Genomic DNA, 16,291 nt, shown 5'->3' with positions numbered 1-16,291 from the left:
TAAGGGTTAGGCTTGGAAGTATGACTACAACTGTTGTAATGCTCACCCAAGAAAACCCTGCCGGTGAACTGGTCGATGCCACCGCCCCCCTCATCAACATTGAAGATCAGGGGCTGACCCGCGGCGACGGTGTCTTTGAAACCATGCTGGCCGCTAACCGCCGCGTCCGTAAATTTGAAGCCCACCTGACTCGCCTGGCCGGTTCCGCCCGCCTACTCGACCTGCCCCTACCTGATGAAGATAAACTACGGGCCGCTCTCTCCACCGCCCTAGAAGCAGCAGGCCCCGGCGCCCAGACCCTCCTGGGCGAAGAGCACACCGTCAAAATCATTATCTCCCGCGGTACCGTTGAAGCCGGCCCCCACACCTGGGTAACGGTAGCCCCGTCCTCACCCACGATTCTGCGCCAGCGCCAGCAGGGGGTGCGGGTCATGCTCCTACCCCGCGGCCACGACCCTGCCGAAGATTCCGCCTACCCCTGGCTCCTGGCCGGAGCCAAGACCCTCTCCTACGCCATCAATATGTCGGTCCTGCGCTATGTGAGCAAACACGGTGCGGACGACGCCATCTGGGTGACCGAGGACCGCCGCATCCTTGAGGGGGCAACCTCATCGGTAATCGTTGCCAAGACCGATGGGCAGAAGAAGGTGCTCTACACCCCCGAACCGGCCCACGGCATTCTGCCCGGCACCACCCAGGGAGCTATCTTTGCGGGCGCTCGCGCTGCCGGCTGGGAGCTCGGCTACGGGCCCCTCTACCCCCAGGACCTGCTGGAGGCGGACGCCGTGTGGCTGGCGTCCTCGGTGCGCCTACTAGCCCCGGTCACCCACCTCAACGGTACCCCCCTTGCCCAGGAGGGGAAGCTGACCCAGGAGTTGCTGGGGTATTTGGCTCAAGACACTGAAGCCGTATCTCACGACCACCCCTGCTAAGTAAATCCCTCAATCTACGAGACTTATTCAAAAGGGGTTTCACAGGCTCACACCTTCGCAGGCTCAGGTGATTCCGTTCGCTCTTTAGTGCTGACGCACCGGCTCACTTCATCGACTCAGTCTGTCAGGCCAGCAACTGCTCAAGGCAAAAATGAGGAATAGGGCAGGTTAACGCCTAGCCCCTTTGGCGTAGTCCGCCTCTGCTGTGGGTGTGGTCAGGAGGGCCAGGAGGGAGAGGGCGGAAAAGCCTAGCATGGTGAAGGCCAGGGGGAGCACCGCATGGCCGCCGCCTAAGGCAGATAGGGCGGTCGCCAGCCCACCCATCAGGGACTGCACCGTACCCAGTACAGCCGAGGCCGACCCGGCAAGGTGGCGGCCCTCCATCAAGGCCAAGGAACTAGCATTACCGGCAATCAGGCCCATGGCGCAGGTGGTCATAAAGAAGAAAATGAGGGTGGGCACCAGGGTGATACCGGCTAAGAAGGTGCCGGTGATGAGCACAGCGGCGGTGAACATGAGCACCACACCGACGGTGAGCGTCCGGCGGATAGCTACCCTGCCGACCAGGTAGGTTGCCAGGGAGCTCATAGCAACGATGCCCATAGAGTTGATGCCAAAGACCCAGGTGTAGTGCAGGGAAGAAAGTCCCAGCACATTCTGTAGCACATAGGTGGAAGCCGAAACGTAGGCAAAGATAGAGCCAAAGGCCAGGGTCATGGTCAGCATGTAGCCGCGGAAGCGGGGAATCTTGAGAACCTCCCCGATGCCCCGGTAGGTAGTGGCCAGGCCGCCGGTACGGCGCTTTTCGACCGGTAGGGTTTCGCGCACGAAGGTATAGACGCAGATGGTAGAGACAGCCATGAAGGCGGCAATGACGGTGAAGATAGTGCGCCAGGTGGCGAACTCCAGAATCACGCCGCCCAGCAGGGGAGCAATCACAGGGGCGAAACTGTTAATCATCATCATGATGCCCATGAGCTTGGCCGTTTGCAGGCCCACAGTGGAGTCGGCAACGATAGCGCGGGAAATAACCATGCCGGAGGCCGCCGCGGCACCCATGATAAAGCGGGCCGCTATGAAGAGCTCAACATTGGGCACAAAGATACAGGCGATGGTTGCCGCCAGGGAGACCAGCACGCTGATGTAGAGGGGGCGTACCCGGCCGATGAGGTCTGAGAGGGGGCCAATGACCAGCTGGCCTAGGGCCATGCCCAGCATAAAAGCGGTTAGAGTCAGCTGGGTGCGGGTGGCTGTGGTCCCTAGATCCTGGGTGATGGTGGGCATAGCCGCCAGGTAGGCATCAATGGCTAATGGCCCCACCGCAGAGAGGGTGGAGAGGGTAAAAATCAGTGAAATGGGGAAGGGCTTAGGTGAGGACGACTGTGGGAGGGTCACGGTTCTTCTTCTGTGCTTTCTGTGAGGCCTACCCCTCTACCCTACTCCTCTGGCATGGGGAAGGATATGTGTTTGCTATCCCGGTAGATAGCTTCTTGGTGGGCCAGGAGTTCATCTTCCTGGGCTGCCCACATGTCCCAGTAGGGGCGGTAGGTCTCCCCGTCGCGGGCCAGCGCCCGCTGCCTGCGCCGGTCAGCATCAAGCTCCACGAAAACACCCACATCGTGGGCACCGGTCAAAGCCCCCACACCCTCAGCCAGCAGGACGCCACCCCTCAGTTCCTCCGGCACAGTCAAGGTATGCGGCCCGGTCGGCTTGGAAGCAGACCAATCCCAGCCAAACCAGCGCGGAGCAGACCCAGGGAAGTTGGCCCGCCCGTCCATCACCGCCTCAGCCAACCGCTGCCACACCCGCGCCGCCTGTGCCAAACCCTCCCAACCCTGATACAAATCCTCAAGGTGGAAAACCTCAACAACCAGCCCCCGCCCCCGCACACAAGCCGCCAACTCACCTGCCAGAGTGGTCTTACCCGCCCCACTGCGTCCATCAAGAGCCACCAGCACAGGGCGTTGTTCCACCACCTTTTGCCGGGTGGCTATAACCTGCTCAGCCAAAGTCGGCATGCCAAGAACTTGCACCGCTGATCTAGCCTCGAGCACACTCGATGACTCCGGGCACGGCATCCCGAATCATCTGAAAGGTTTCGTAAAAGTCGCTCATATCCCCGTACCAGGGGTCATAGATTCCCAGTTCATCGAGGGGCTGGCCGGTTAGGGCCGGATCAAACTCGCGCATGAGCCGAACCTTCTGAGCCGCCTGCGGGGTGGGGGCCAGCTGCTGCAAGCGGCGGTAGTGGCTGGTGTCCATAGCAAGCACCAGGTCGTAGCGGTCAAAATCAGCGCGCGTGAACTGCTTGGCTCGATGGGAGCTGGTGTTGATGTTTAGCTCATCTAAGACCTTCTTGGCGCGGCGGTCAATCGGGTTGCCTTCCTCCTCATTCGAAATCCCGCTTGAAGCAACCTCAAGCTCAAGGCCGGCCTCCCTGGCAGCCTGTCTAATCAGATATTCGCCCATCGGAGAGCGGCAGATATTCCCGGTACACACAGTCATGATTCGATACATGACCATCATGCTCTCATGTTCCCACCGGCAATCTCAGTCATTTCACGAAAACTGACAAAAAGGTACAAGAATGTTCGCCCATAGGAAGAAATATCACAGCAATCTGTGTATAGTCTTACAGGTACACACACTTGATGGCCTATCAAGCCTGTGTAGCCCCTAGCGGGCTGGTTCATACAGCAGTGAACCGCTCACACCGCCGAGTCACAGTGATAGAGCCAAACGCTCAGTTTCTTGAGTTCTTTCGAGATGACAAAAGCCCCGCAGAGCACACACCTGCGGGGCTTTTGCGTTACATCGTAACCCTGCTTATAGTCTTAAGGCATGAGCACTACAGAACCGGTCACTGACGACCGTACTGGCGAAAAGCCCCCTGCAAGCCAACCAAAACGCAGCCGCGGCAACCGCCTCGCTCTTGCCGCCCTACCCCTGCTATTCATCATCCTGCCCTGGGTGTTGGGAGTAGCTGTACCCGCCCAGGCCGTAGCGGGCGTCCTAGTGATTACCCCGCTAGTCCTTGCCGCCCTAGCTATCTTCGATGCCCGAACCTTCCGGCGCAACCTCACCTTCGCCCTCATCATGACCCTGAGCATGTGGGTAGCCACCCGGCTCTTCTACCCCGAAGGCGCTGGCTGGTACATCTGGGGCTTCTTGCTGCTCTACGCTCTCATCACCAGCCCCTGGCGCAAGAAATTTATCGACGAATGGGGCTCAAAAACCGATGAGGCAGAAGAAGGCAGTCAGGAGGCAAAATAATGCTCCGCTGGGAACTTGACCACCCCACTGCCGGTCATATCACCCTAGAACAGGGCAACCACACCGAAATGCGAGCCATCGATGAAAACTGGCCAGCAGACGGTAAGGACGTCGGCAAGGAAAGTCCCTTTAACGAGTCGCCAGTCGGAGCCAGCCTCAAGGAGCGCCTGGCTGAATATATCGCCCGCCCCGGGCAGATGATTCGGGTGCAGGTCAATGGGCAGGTAGTGGGCCGCTACAACGGCATTCCCTCCTCCCTGCCCCTTGAGAAGAACCTAAAAAGCGGCAAGTATTCATCAGCTGTGGTGACAACCCCGGGTAAGGGCCAGCTTAAGCTCACCACGAACTTTCTCGGTGAACTGCTAGTCGTCGCCTATAAAAAGGGTTCAGACTACCTTGAGCTCGACCCGCCAGCCGGAAGCCGTGCCGAAGCCTACGCCCAGACCCTTGAAGCAAGCCCCTCCAAACGGGTTGTTTTCCCCTTACTCTTTGGCATCAGCAGATCTGTTTGGTACATCGCCATCTTGTTGGGAGCTCCCCTGGTTAGCCGTTTCTTCAGTTGGCTATGGAGCCTCCTGCCAGATTTTGGAATACGGCTGCCTCGCCCGCCCGCTCTTGACCTACCGGTTATCACCCTCCCTTCCCCGCCCTCTCTTGACCTGCCGGTCCCTAGCTGGCGCGTCCCCTGGCCCTCTGTTGACCTGCCCGCCCCGCCTGACTGGGTGCTCTTTCTGCTTGAGCACTCCAAAGCCTGGGTGCCTCTGCTACTAGCGATAATTTTTGCGGTGCTAGCTGTGCGCAACAGCAAAAAATCCAAGCAGCGCAAGGCGGAACTGAACAAACGGCGTCACGATTCACCTGACGCTGACAAGACTTAACTTCATAGAAGCAAAAAACTTGAGTCTATTTAACTCAAGTCTGTTGACAAGGTTCCAAAAGAGGGGCAAACTGGATACCAAGACAAGCGAGTTGAGCCAGAAAGACTCAAGTTCTTCACCTCGAGTCGCTTGAAGATTTACAGATAACCCATCTCAAGGAGAAACAATGTCACGTGCAGTAGGTATTGACCTCGGTACTACCAACTCAGTTGTATCAGTCCTCGAAGGTGGCGAGCCCACCGTCATTGCCAACGCAGAAGGCGCCCGCACCACCCCCTCCGTCGTAGCTTTCTCAAAGGATGGCGAAGTTCTGGTTGGCGACGTCGCAAAGCGTCAGGCCGTTACCAACGTCGACCGCACCATCGCTTCCGTCAAGCGCCACATGGGCACCAACTGGACCACCGACATCGACGGCAAGGCATACACCGCCCAGGAAATCTCAGCCCGTACCCTCATGAAGCTCAAGGGTGACGCTGAAGCCTACCTGAACGACAAGGTCACCGACGCCGTCATCACCGTCCCCGCCTACTTCAACGACGCCGAGCGTCAGGCCACCAAGGAAGCCGGCGAAATCGCGGGCCTCAACGTCCTGCGTATCGTCAACGAACCCACCGCAGCAGCCCTGGCCTACGGCCTCGACAAGGGTAACGAAGACGAACTGATCCTGGTCTTCGACCTCGGCGGCGGCACCTTCGACGTCTCCCTGCTCGAAGTTGGCAAGGACGAAGACGGCTTCTCCACCATCCAGGTCCGCGCAACCTCAGGCGACAACCGCCTGGGTGGCGACGACTGGGACCAGCGTATCGTCGACTGGCTGCTGGAGCAGGTCAAGTCCAAGACCGGTGCCGACCTCTCCAAGGACAAGATTGCCCTGCAGCGTCTGCGTGAAGCCGCAGAACAGGCCAAGAAGGAACTGTCTTCTGCAACCTCCACCAACATCTCCCTGCAGTACCTGTCTGTCACCCCTGAGGGTCCCATCCACCTGGATGAAAAGCTGACCCGCGCCAAGTTCCAGGACATGACCGCAGACCTGATCGAGCGCACCAAGAAGCCCTTCAACGACGTAATCGCTGAAGCTGGCGTCAAGGTTTCAGACATTGCCCACATCGTGCTGGTCGGTGGCTCAACCCGTATGCCTGCCGTCACCGAGGTCGTCAAGGAACTCTCCGGTGGTCGCGAGCCCAATAAGGGTGTCAACCCCGATGAGGTCGTTGCTATGGGCGCAGCCCTGCAGGCAGGTGTGCTGAAGGGTGAGCGCAAGGACGTTCTGCTCATCGACGTCACCCCCCTCTCACTCGGCATTGAGACCAAGGGTGGTGTGATGACCAAGCTGATCGAGCGCAACACCGCGATCCCCACCAAGCGTTCCGAAACCTTCACCACCGCTGAGGACAACCAGCCCTCAGTATCGATTCAGGTCTTCCAGGGCGAGCGCGAGTTCACCCGCGACAACAAGAACCTGGGCACCTTCGAGCTGACCGGCATCGCACCCGCCCCCCGCGGCGTCCCCCAGATCGAAGTTACCTTCGACATCGACGCCAACGGCATCGTGCACGTCTCAGCTAAGGACAAGGGCACCGGTACCGAGCAGTCCATGACCATCACCGGCGGCACCTCCCTCTCCAAGGAAGACATTGACCGCATGGTCAAGGACGCCGAGGCTCACGCCGAGCAGGACAAGGCCCGCCGCGAGGCAGCCGAGACCCGCAACGCTGCTGAGAACACCGCCTACTCCATCGAGAAGCTCATCAAGGACAACGACGAGAAGCTGCCCGAGGACGTCAAGACCGAGGTTCAGGCCGACGTTGACGCCCTGAAGGCTGCCCTCGAAGGTGAAGACGATGACGCCGTCAAGGCCGCTTTCGAGAAGCTGCAGACATCTCAGACCAAGCTGGGTGAGGCTCTCTACGCCCAGGCTCAGGCAGATGCCGCAGCCGGTGAAGGCGCCAAGGCTGAAGACGACGATGTCGTTGACGCCGAAGTAATCGATGAAGAAGACGAGAAGAAGAACTAATCATGGCTGAGAACACCAACGAGCCCGTAGATAACCAGCCCGAGGGCACCGACCCTCTGGAGGACGCCTTCGCCGCCCCGGCTGCTGAAGGCCACCCCGAGCCCGAAGGTGTAGCTGCTGACGCTGCGGCAGGCGAAGAGTCTGCCGCGGCCGAGGCCGGCGATAGCGCAGAGGTAACCGATAACGCTGATGCGGCCCTTGCCGCCGAGCGTCTTGAGGATCTGCGCCGCCTTCAGGCCGAGTTCACCAACTACAAGAACCGCACCGCCAAGGAAAAGGACCAGCTACGCGATTTCGTTATCGCCGACCTGGTTGCCGCCCTGCTGCCCGTCATCGACGATATCGATGCCGCCCGCAAGCACGGCGACCTTGAAGAAGGCCCCTTCGCCGCGATTGCCAATAAGCTCGAAGAAACCCTGACCAAGCAGGGCCTTGAGCGATTCGGTGAGGTTGGCGAATCCTTCAACCCCCAGGTGCACGAGGCTGTACTGCAGCAGCCCACCAGCGAGGTTGAGCCCGACTCAGTCTCCATGGTCCTGCGCAACGGCTACAAGGTGAAGGACCGCGTGGTCCGCACCGCCCAGGTAGCCGTAGCGGTAGCAGAATAAGGACGCGGGCGGGCACCCGGCCTGATACGTCAGGCTGGGTGCCCGCCTGGTTCTACCCCCTAAAAGACACAAGATCTACCTCGGAAGGAGAGGCATATGGCGAGCGAAAACTGGCTCCATCAAGATTTTTATAAGGTACTAGGCGTAGCCGAGGATTCCTCCGAGGCAGACATCAAGAAGGCCTACCGCAAGCTGGCCCGCAAGTACCACCCCGACCAGAACCCCGGCGACGAGGCTGCTGAGAAGAAGTTCAAGGAGGTCTCAGAGGCCTACGACGTGCTCTCAGACCCCAAGCAGAAGGAAGAGTACGACCAGATCCGCAAGTACGGGGCTGCCGGCTTCGGCGGGGCTGGCGGCGGCTTCCCGGGCGGGTTCCCCGGTGGTGCTGGTGGCGGAAACTTCACCTATTCCACCAGCGGCGGCGGAGCAGGTATCAACATTGAAGACCTGCTCGGTGGCATGTTCGGTGGCGGTGGCTTTGGCGGGGCCGGACGCTCCGCCGGCGGTTTCCCTGGTGGGGCTGGTGGGTTCCCCGGCGGTGGCTTCTCAGCTCCCAAGGGTGAGGACGCCACCACCAGCGCCCGCATCACCATCCAGCAGGCCTACGACGGCGCTGAGGTCTCGGTGTTCCGCCCCGGCGGCTCCCAGACCCAGGTTCGCCTGCCGCGCGGCGTCAAGGACGGCCAGAAAATCCGTGCCCGAGGCAAGGGGCACCCCGGTGCCGGTGGGGCAGGGGACCTAATCGTCACCGTCCGCGTAGACTCCCACCCCGTCTTTGACCGCGAGGGCGATAACCTGCTCGTGCGCGTTCCCGTCACCCTGGAAGAAGCCGTTAAGGGCGGCATCATTGAAGCCCCCACCCTCGACGGCGGTAGTGTCAAACTCCGCCTGGCTGCCGGTTCACCGGCCGGGCGTAAGCTGCGTGCTAAGGGCCGCGGCTTCGTGACCAAGAAGGGCACCGGCGATATGCTGGTCATCCCTGAGGTGCAGCTGCCCATCAACCTGAGCCCCGAAGCTGAGGCAGCTCTTGACGCCTTCTTCGCGGTGGCACCCCAGGCCAACCCCCGTGAGGACCTGCTGAGGAAAGCTGGTGACTAAGAATGGCTCTCGAATCTGACCGCCCGGTCTTCGTGATTTCTGTAGCTGCCGAACTGGCCGGTATGCACCCGCAGACACTGCGCCAGTACGACCGGTTAGGGCTGGTGCAGCCCCAGCGCGCACCGGGGCGGGCCCGCCGCTACTCTGAGCGCGATGTTCAGAAACTGCAGGAGATTCAGGAACTCTCCCAGTCCGGCGTCTCCCTCGAGGGCATTAAACGCATTATGCAGCTTGAGAACCAGGTGGAGGCTCTGCGAGCCCGCATGACCGAGCTGCAAGCTGAGAATGAGGCCCTGCGCAATCGTCTGCAGGAGAACTCTCGCATCTTTGCTGCCGGAACCTCAGGTGGGGCTGTGCACCTGGCCCGGGGCAAGCGTCCGGCAGCCCGCCATACCTCCCAGGCCGTGGTGCTCTACCGGCCGCGCTAAACCCGACCCCTAGACCCTGACTGTAACGATGGTTGTCATCTGCGTGAAAGAGATTCGTGCTGATGGCAACCATCGCTACATTTAAGGCAGGGGCTAACCACAGCGCCATAAAAAACTTTTGGAATAAAGTAATGTGGGCTGGTGTTGAACCTCGTGTAAACGATCAGCACAGCACCGAAAAGTAAACGCAATGACCGACATTAATACAGCCCCGACCTAAGCCCCGGCCTGCCCAGCGTCGATGACACCGCCTTCCAGATGGGGCTAGGTCGTCACCGTCCTCTCGTCCGACGACCCCATCCGTGTCTACCAGCGCTTTGCCACTATCAGTGCCCTCAGCAACGGCCCGCCCCTGGTGAACCAGGAGGTTTACCCCAAGACCGAAGGGATCCTCAAGTGCCGGTTGGCCGTTGGCGGCAGCCCGGAATCTGTTGCCCGCGCAGCTCAGTACAAGACCCCGCTCAAGCTGGCCATCATCGGCGGGTCGACTGAGCGCTTCAAGCCCTACACCGACCTCTACTGCCGAGCCAACGAACAGCTGGGCATCAACCGCTTTAATCTTAAGTTCTCCAACGGAGCTCTGGCCCATGAGCACTCCATGAACTTGATTGACCTCTACGGCACCAAGGTGCTGCCGCGCGTTCGCGAACTGCTGGCAGAAGATTAGAGTAAGGACGCCTGTGGCAGCGCAAGCGGTCACGGCGGCTAATAAAGTGGCGATACCCTGTTTTGGGTGCCGCCACAATCTTTAAGTCTACGGTAGTCAGGGGTGGGTGTGCCAGACTTTATAGGAAATTTATCAGCCTGCTGTTCATAGGCTGTCATTCTGCTATGAATAAGGCTTAAAGCCTTGAAAATTACGGTATTGGTCAGCTAGCTTAGTTCTATCAGCGGGTAGACCCGCCCCATCGATCGACAAAGGAGCCGACCGTGACCGACACCCACCTTTCTTCCAACAAGCCCTTCGACACCCTCGACCTTAAGGCTCTGACCGAACCCGCAACTGAGGGTGCCGTTCGAGTTACCCTCACCCTTTCCACCGAACGCGCCGGTCGCGACACCACGGGAAACGCCACCCGCCTCCGTAACCTTCTCTCATCTGCCCGCGAGAAGCTCGAGGCAGCCGGTCACGACGCAGACACCATCCTCGCTCCCGCCCAAGAACTCCACGACGACCGTGACTACTGGCAACATCAGGGAGACGGTCTGCTGATTCTACTTGATGGCAACCAGCTCACCGCCCAGCGCCTGCCCTTCGAACTACCCGAGAGCGTCACCGTAGCTGACGAGTACGACCTCACCGCCCTCGTCCCCCTCCTGAGCACCGACACCAGCCTTCACCTGCTAGCACTCTCTCGTAAGGAGGTGCGCCTTTTTGAAACTGACGGGACCCGTATCGGCCGCATCAACCTCGAGAACATGATCGAGAGCGAAGACGACATCTACAACGACTACGATGTGCAGCGCACCCAGCAGCAGGCCCCCAAGGGCGGAGGGGAAGCCACCTTCCACGCCCACACCAACGATTCCGATACCGACCGTATCTACCGTGAGCGTTTCCTGCGGAAGGTAGCCCAGGGCATCGAGGCGGAGGTAGTAGAACCCAACCGTCACCCGCTCGTCCTCGCTGGAGTTGAAGAACTGGCCAACGAGTTCCGTTCCGTTACTAGCTGGGGCAATGTGCTTGAAACCGTCATTACCGGCAGGGTCGATGAGATGAGCGAAAGCCAGCTCCTAGAAAAGCTGCAGCCCGTACTCGCTGAGGTCGCCGATACTGAAGCTAAGAGTCTCGCCCAGCAGATTGACGATGCTCGATCAGGTAAGCGCTATATCGGTGCGGGCGAGATTGTAGACGCAGCGACCCAGGGGCAGATTGCCACCTTACTGGTGACCCCCGGGGTTGAAACCGCCGACAACGGCCAGCTCAGCGAAAAAGCTCAAGCTATCAACCTGGTGCTACGTTCTGGTGGTGAGGTAAAGCCCGCCCCCGAGACGCAGGAAGAGAAGCTGGCAGCAATTACCCGCTGGTAAGCAGATACACAGAATAAGACGAGATAGGTCTTCCTGTTCTTGACTCGCTATAGTTGAAGGACGCCCCACCGCAGTGCACACGCTTGCGGCGGGGCGTCCTTATTCATCACGCAGCTGCGGTGCTCCCTCGCCCGCAGGGACCTGTATCAAGGACAACACATGACCTTTCAAGACGTCTTGAGCGCTATTAGCTCCCTCATCTGGGGGCCTTTTGTGCTCATACCACTGCTTCTTGGCACCGGTATCTATCTGACGGTGCGGCTGGGGTTTATCCAGCTCACCAAACTGCTGGTTGCCAACCGGCTGGCCTTCCTCGAACGTAAGGACGAGGACGCCCCCGGCGGCGACATTTCCCAATTCCAGTCCCTGACCACCGCCCTGGCAGCCACCGTGGGTACCGGTAACATCGTGGGCGTTGCCACCGCGATTTCTATCGGCGGCCCCGGTGCCCTCTTCTGGATGTGGTTTAGCGCCCTCTTCGGTATGGCCTCCAAGTACTCCGAAGCCTTCCTGGGCGTCCGCTACCGCACCACTGACGCTAAGGGTGAAGTGTCAGGCGGCCCCCAGTACTACCTGCAGCGCGGTATTAAAGGCCTTCTGGGGAAGTTCCTGGCTCTTTTCTTTGCGGTTGCTGCTGTGCTCGCCTCCTTTGGTATCGGCAATACCGCCCAGGGTAACTCCATCGCTCATAACCTCGAAGACACCTTCCACTTGCCTACCGGCCTGACCGGCATCGTCCTGGCTGTCATTACCCTCTTTGTGCTGATGGGCGGTATTAAGTCCATCGGCAAGGTAACTGCCGGGTTCGTTCCGATTATGATTCTCTTCTATGTGGGCGGGGCCCTCTATATCCTGGGTGTACACGCCGCTGACCTGCCCGCGGCCTTCGGCCAGATTTTTTCGGACGCCTTCACCGGCTCCTCCGCTGTCGGCGGCTTTGCCGGCTCCACCCTCATGTATGCGGTTCAGTACGGGGTAGCCCGCGGTATTTTCTCCAACGAATCGGGCATGGGCTCAGCTGCTATCGCCGCTGCCGCAGCCCAAACCAGCCACCCGGTGCGTCAGGGCCTGGTGTCAATGACCCAGACCTTCATCGATACCATGATCGTGGTGAGCTGTACAGGCCTGGTGCTGGTTGTCACCGGCATATGGCAGGCAAGCGATTCCACCGGGGAGCATATCTCAGCCTCAGTGATGACCAGCCAGGCCTTCGCCTCGGTCATTGGGCCTGCTGGCAGCTGGATCGTGACCATAGGGCTGGTTCTCTTTGCTTATTCCACCATTCTAGGCTGGGCCTACTACGGGGAACGCAATATTGAGCGCCTGGTGGGCCGCCGCGGTGTTACCCCCTACCGCCTTTTCTTCGCGGTGATTGTCTACTTCGGTTGCACCATGGAACTGACCGTGGCCTGGACCTTCTCAGATATCGCCAACGGGCTCATGGCCATTCCTAACCTGATTGGCCTGCTCCTTATGTCTGGGCTGATTGTTCGAGAGACCAAGTACTACCTGGCCAACGACCCCAAACTCACCGCATCTAAGGCCGAAATCGACGCCTTTATGCAGGGGCGCCCCGGAGCGATTGACTCCTACGAGAAAACGGGGCAGTAAGAAGACCCTCTGCCCATAAAACAAGGCGGGTACCTGCAGCACCTATGTGCGCGGGTACCCGCCTGCTTTATATAGCTAACGGGTTATTATCGACGAATGTAGGTCAGGTCGTGGGCCCGGCGGCCCGCCTCACCTGCCTTGCGCTCGAAGCTGGTGACTACGCGTCCGTCCCAGCGGGGCGCCCAGCCGCCCACCGGGTCGTCCTCTGTGGTGTTCTCACCGGCGTGGGCGTTGGTGAAGTCGGGGTGGGCATCGAGGACCTCGCGCATGACCAGGGCATATTCTTCCCAGTCGGTGGCTAGACGCCAGATACCACCGGGCTTGAGAACCCGGGCTACCTTATCTGCAAAGGCAGGGGAGACCAGACGACGCTTGTGGTGTCGGGCCTTGTGCCAGGGGTCGGGGAAGAAGACCCAGAGCTCATCAACAGAAGACTCTTCGAGCAGGTTATCGAGCAGCTCGGGGGCATTGGCCTGGGCAACGCGCACGTTCTCAACGCCTGCCTGCCCCATTTTGAGCAGGAGGTCGGCAATGCCGGGGGTGTAGACCTCGACGGCGAGGAAGTTGGTATCTGGCAGTTCGGTGGCGCGGTGGACGATAGCTTCACCCAGGCCGGAGCCGATTTCAACCACGAGAGGGGCAGCGGTGCGTCCGTAGAGGGCCTGCTGGTCGAAGACCGCACCCTCAGCTACAGAGGTGTCGCCGATCTTGCGGGGTAGGTCAAGGACGTGGGTGGAGGCGTAGGTATCCCAGGCCTTTTGGCGGCGGGCGGTGAGGCGGTCCCCTCGGCGGACGAAGGAGTAGGGCTGGCGGTGGAACTGTTCAGGGACGGGGGCTGTGAGGTCTGCGCCGGCCGCAGCCCGCTCAGCCTTGGCTGCTAAATCTTGCTTTTGCTTATTGGTTTCCATAACTCTCCTTGCGGGGTTGGCAGAGGCAAACCGGCGCACACGGAAACTCTAAGTGCCGCCGGGGGAGGGGGGAAATCTGTATAAGTATATCTTGACAGATACAGGAAGGGGCAGGCTGAAAGCAGCCTGCCCCTGGGGGTCTATTCCCTCTATCTACTTAGTAGATAACAGTGCCCTGGGTAACACCCATATGCTCGTGGTTATCGTCTGAGTCGCCATCCATCTCGTCTAGAACGGTAACAGCTACGAAGAGTTCGTACTGGACATTCCAGAAGGGGAAATTCACGTAATAGCGCAGGGGAATCTCTACAGATTCACCGGGCTGCAGGGTGCCTGCATAGGACCAGGTGAAAGTGGGGACGCCCCAGCCACCTGAACCGGCATAGGTGAAGGTGACCAGCGGGTCGGTGGAGTTGACGTAGGTGCCAGCCTGGTTGGAACCGCTGGCATCGGTTCCGACGTCCTGCATGTCGGTCAGCAGGGTGCCGCTGGGGGCAACAGCAGGAACGCTACCAACGTTGGTGATGATCATGCTCTTGGGGAAGGAAGCACGGCCAGCAACGCTAGAGGTGGTGGTGGGGCCACGGTAGATGGGGGTGTCGTAGACGGGGGTGAAGGTTGACCAGTCCATGCTGGGGTCAGTAAGTTCGATAGCCAGGTCGGTGAGGTTGCTGGTTTCGAAGCTCGCTGCGTAGGCGGGAACGGCGGTGGTGGCTAGGACGGTGGGGGCCGCCCAGGCACCTGCCTTCAGGATGGTTCGACGCTTGGGATTATGCGCAGTCATTGTGTGTGTGCTTTCTGTGTTTAGGAGAAACGGCCGGCTGCAAGCAGGCGATCCATGTTACGTTCCGCAATAGCGGTAATGGTAACAAAGGGGTTAACACCAATCTTGCCAGGAATGAGGGAACCATCCATAACAAAGAGACCGGGAACACCCTTAACTTCACCGTTGAGGTCGGTGGTTTCGCCGATGACTGCACCGCCCAGGGGGTGGTAGGTGAAATAGTCGGCGAAGGTCTTGCGATCCTGGAAGAGGCCGGTGTTGTAGGAGGTGCCGGGGTTGGCAGCATTGATCTTATCCATAAAGGCCTTGGCTGCTGCAACGCCGGGGGCTGCCTTGACGGAGTCCCAGTCTAGTTCCATGGAGCCGGTGGACTGGTTCCAGGTGAACTTGCCCTTGTTGGGGTTGTTGGTGATGGCCAGGTAGAGGCCGATACGCATGTCGATACCGGCGGGGAAGGGGGCCAGCTCTGCAAAGACGGAGTTGGTTGAGTTGTCCCAGTTTGAGACGCCCATGGCGGGAATACCGGACTGGTAGCCACCGGTTGCGGCAGCAACGTTACGGGCAACCATGATGTTGCCGTTGGGGCCCCAATTGGTGCCCAGGGTAGCGGGCAGGTTCTTGATGGCGCCGGTGGCCTGGGCCTGGAGCAGGAGGCGGTTGGTGCCAACGGAGCCGGCTGCCATAATAACGCGGTCGTAGACCTTCTTGGCTACGCCTACGAGGTTGCCGCGGAAGTCGATGGTCTTGAGCTCAAGGGAGAAGGTGCCATCGGCCTGCTGGGTAATGGAGGTTACCTCGGTCATGGTGGTCAGGTTGACCTTGCCGGTAGCGAAGGCGGTAGCCAGGATGGTCTTGGGCAGGGTCTTCTTGCCGTAGTCGTTGCCGAAGATGACCTGGCCACCCAGGCCTGACCTGGTGGCGCGGCCGAAGTTCTCACGGCGCATGTAGTCCCAGTCGTAGACGTTGGGAACGAACTGGTGTTGGAAGCCAGCCTTGGCTGCCTGGGCAGCTGAGAGACGGGAGAACTGGTACCACTTGGAGGTGCCGACGATATCCATGGGGGGTGTGGCGACGCCCAGGTTGGCGTTGGCGCGGGGGAAGTAGGTGTTGTACATTTCAGCAGCATCGAGCTGGGGCAGAACCTGCTGGAAGTAGGACTGGATGGGGGTAACTGCCATACCACCGTTAGCAAGGGAGCCACCGCCGACACCCTTGCCGACGTAGACCTTCATGTTGGCAAAGCGTTCTACACCAAGGACACCGGCTGCACGGCCGATGGAGCGGTTGACGAAGTCCAGGCCGCCGATGGATGAGAGGGGCATGTCGGTGCGGTTTTCGAACCACATGGAGCGCTCGGTGGGGGAGGTCATCTGGTCGAACTTGTAGCCGTTTGACTTGGCGGCCATCTTCTCCCAGTCGGCACCCATCTCGATCATGTCAACGGTATAGCCCTTTTCGGTCAGGGCGCGGGCAGCTACAGCGCCGCCGTAGCCGGAGCCAATGATGGCGATACGCTTCTGGCCGTTAGCGTGGGCGGTGCTGGTGCTTGCGGCGGTCAGGGCGGAGGCAGCAGAAGCGGCTGCGGTTAGCTTGAGGGCGGAGCGGCGGTTTGGGGTAAATGACATGGGAGGTGTCCTTCTTCTAAAAGTGCGGTGCTGAACAGGGCGGGGGGCTTATACGTTTGGGGGTGGACATAAGCTTTGTGGGCTGTTCAGTAATATTTTTT

At 59.9% G+C, this 16,291-nt stretch carries 17 protein-coding genes; 11 read left to right on the top strand and 6 right to left on the bottom strand.

Going from position 1 to position 16,291, the window contains the following annotated elements; genetic code table 11:
• The first annotated feature begins 20 nt into the window (after positions 1-20).
• Positions 21-932: an aminotransferase class IV gene (locus VSX42_RS07165; protein ID WP_326503633.1), complete on the top strand. Its 912-nt coding sequence runs from the start codon at positions 21-23 to the stop codon at positions 930-932.
• A 168-nt stretch (positions 933-1,100) separates the two neighbouring features.
• Here the strand turns inward: VSX42_RS07165 and VSX42_RS07160 are convergent, their stop codons facing one another.
• The 3 genes from VSX42_RS07160 to VSX42_RS07150 all read right to left on the bottom strand — a co-directional run bounded on the left by VSX42_RS07160 (position 1,101) and on the right by VSX42_RS07150 (position 3,437).
• Positions 1,101-2,327 carry a multidrug effflux MFS transporter gene (locus VSX42_RS07160; RefSeq protein WP_326503632.1) on the bottom strand — a complete coding sequence of 409 codons (1,227 nt, stop codon included), beginning with the start codon at positions 2,325-2,327 and terminating at the stop codon, positions 1,101-1,103.
• Between the two features lie 41 nt (positions 2,328-2,368).
• Positions 2,369-2,905, bottom strand: coding sequence for a hypothetical protein (locus VSX42_RS07155; RefSeq protein ID WP_326503631.1), 537 nt, complete (start codon positions 2,903-2,905; stop codon positions 2,369-2,371).
• Between the two features lie 67 nt (positions 2,906-2,972).
• Positions 2,973-3,437 carry a low molecular weight protein-tyrosine-phosphatase gene (locus tag VSX42_RS07150; RefSeq protein ID WP_326503630.1) on the bottom strand — a complete coding sequence of 155 codons (465 nt, stop codon included), beginning with the start codon at positions 3,435-3,437 and terminating at the stop codon, positions 2,973-2,975.
• A gap of 336 nt (positions 3,438-3,773) precedes the next feature.
• Here VSX42_RS07150 and VSX42_RS07145 point away from each other — a divergent pair, with 336 nt between their 5' ends.
• From VSX42_RS07145 to VSX42_RS07100, 10 genes are all read left to right on the top strand, one after another.
• The gene (locus VSX42_RS07145; protein ID WP_326503629.1) at positions 3,774-4,205 is read left to right on the top strand and encodes a hypothetical protein; all 432 of its coding nucleotides are present in this window, start codon (positions 3,774-3,776) and stop codon (positions 4,203-4,205) included.
• Positions 4,205-5,083, top strand: a complete 879-nt coding sequence (locus VSX42_RS07140) for a hypothetical protein (RefSeq protein WP_326503628.1) — start codon at positions 4,205-4,207, stop codon at positions 5,081-5,083. Before VSX42_RS07145 ends, VSX42_RS07140 begins: the two co-directional genes overlap by 1 nt.
• Before the next feature lie 166 nt (positions 5,084-5,249).
• Positions 5,250-7,097: a molecular chaperone DnaK gene (dnaK, locus tag VSX42_RS07135; RefSeq protein ID WP_326503627.1), complete on the top strand. Its 1,848-nt coding sequence runs from the start codon at positions 5,250-5,252 to the stop codon at positions 7,095-7,097.
• Between the two features lie 2 nt (positions 7,098-7,099).
• Entirely contained in the window at positions 7,100-7,705 is a 606-nt protein-coding gene (locus VSX42_RS07130) for a nucleotide exchange factor GrpE (RefSeq protein WP_326503626.1), read from the top strand.
• Between the two features lie 96 nt (positions 7,706-7,801).
• The gene (locus VSX42_RS07125) at positions 7,802-8,803 is read left to right on the top strand and encodes a DnaJ C-terminal domain-containing protein (protein WP_326503625.1); all 1,002 of its coding nucleotides are present in this window, start codon (positions 7,802-7,804) and stop codon (positions 8,801-8,803) included.
• 2 nt (positions 8,804-8,805) lie between these two features.
• Positions 8,806-9,231, top strand: a complete 426-nt coding sequence (locus VSX42_RS07120; protein ID WP_326503624.1) for a heat shock protein transcriptional repressor HspR — start codon at positions 8,806-8,808, stop codon at positions 9,229-9,231.
• Positions 9,232-9,293: 62 nt separating this feature from the next.
• Positions 9,294-9,416, top strand: coding sequence for a hypothetical protein (locus VSX42_RS07115; protein ID WP_326503623.1), 123 nt, complete (start codon positions 9,294-9,296; stop codon positions 9,414-9,416).
• Positions 9,417-9,586: 170 nt separating this feature from the next.
• Complete coding sequence (locus VSX42_RS07110; RefSeq protein ID WP_326503622.1) at positions 9,587-9,898, top strand: hypothetical protein; 312 nt, start codon at positions 9,587-9,589, stop codon at positions 9,896-9,898.
• A 263-nt stretch (positions 9,899-10,161) separates the two neighbouring features.
• A complete protein-coding gene (locus tag VSX42_RS07105) occupies positions 10,162-11,262 on the top strand; it encodes a hypothetical protein (protein WP_326503621.1) in 1,101 nt (366 codons plus the stop codon).
• 159 nt (positions 11,263-11,421) lie between these two features.
• Complete coding sequence (locus VSX42_RS07100; protein ID WP_326503620.1) at positions 11,422-12,873, top strand: sodium:alanine symporter family protein; 1,452 nt, start codon at positions 11,422-11,424, stop codon at positions 12,871-12,873.
• A gap of 86 nt (positions 12,874-12,959) precedes the next feature.
• On the opposite strand, the gene trmB is transcribed toward VSX42_RS07100, so the two are convergent.
• The 3 genes from trmB to VSX42_RS07085 all read right to left on the bottom strand — a co-directional run bounded on the left by trmB (position 12,960) and on the right by VSX42_RS07085 (position 16,190).
• Positions 12,960-13,781 carry a tRNA (guanosine(46)-N7)-methyltransferase TrmB gene (trmB, locus tag VSX42_RS07095; RefSeq protein ID WP_326503619.1) on the bottom strand — a complete coding sequence of 274 codons (822 nt, stop codon included), beginning with the start codon at positions 13,779-13,781 and terminating at the stop codon, positions 12,960-12,962.
• A gap of 157 nt (positions 13,782-13,938) precedes the next feature.
• Positions 13,939-14,565, bottom strand: coding sequence for a hypothetical protein (locus tag VSX42_RS07090; protein ID WP_326503618.1), 627 nt, complete (start codon positions 14,563-14,565; stop codon positions 13,939-13,941).
• A 20-nt stretch (positions 14,566-14,585) separates the two neighbouring features.
• Complete coding sequence (locus tag VSX42_RS07085) at positions 14,586-16,190, bottom strand: GMC oxidoreductase (RefSeq protein ID WP_326503617.1); 1,605 nt, start codon at positions 16,188-16,190, stop codon at positions 14,586-14,588.
• Between the last annotated feature and the right edge of the window lie 101 nt (positions 16,191-16,291).

It is taken from the genome of Rothia nasimurium (assembly GCF_035916755.1).
Lineage (GTDB): Bacteria > Actinomycetota > Actinomycetes > Actinomycetales > Micrococcaceae > Rothia.
The sequence above is the reverse complement of the archived record's forward strand: the minus strand, read 5'-3'. Positions and strand labels throughout refer to the sequence as shown.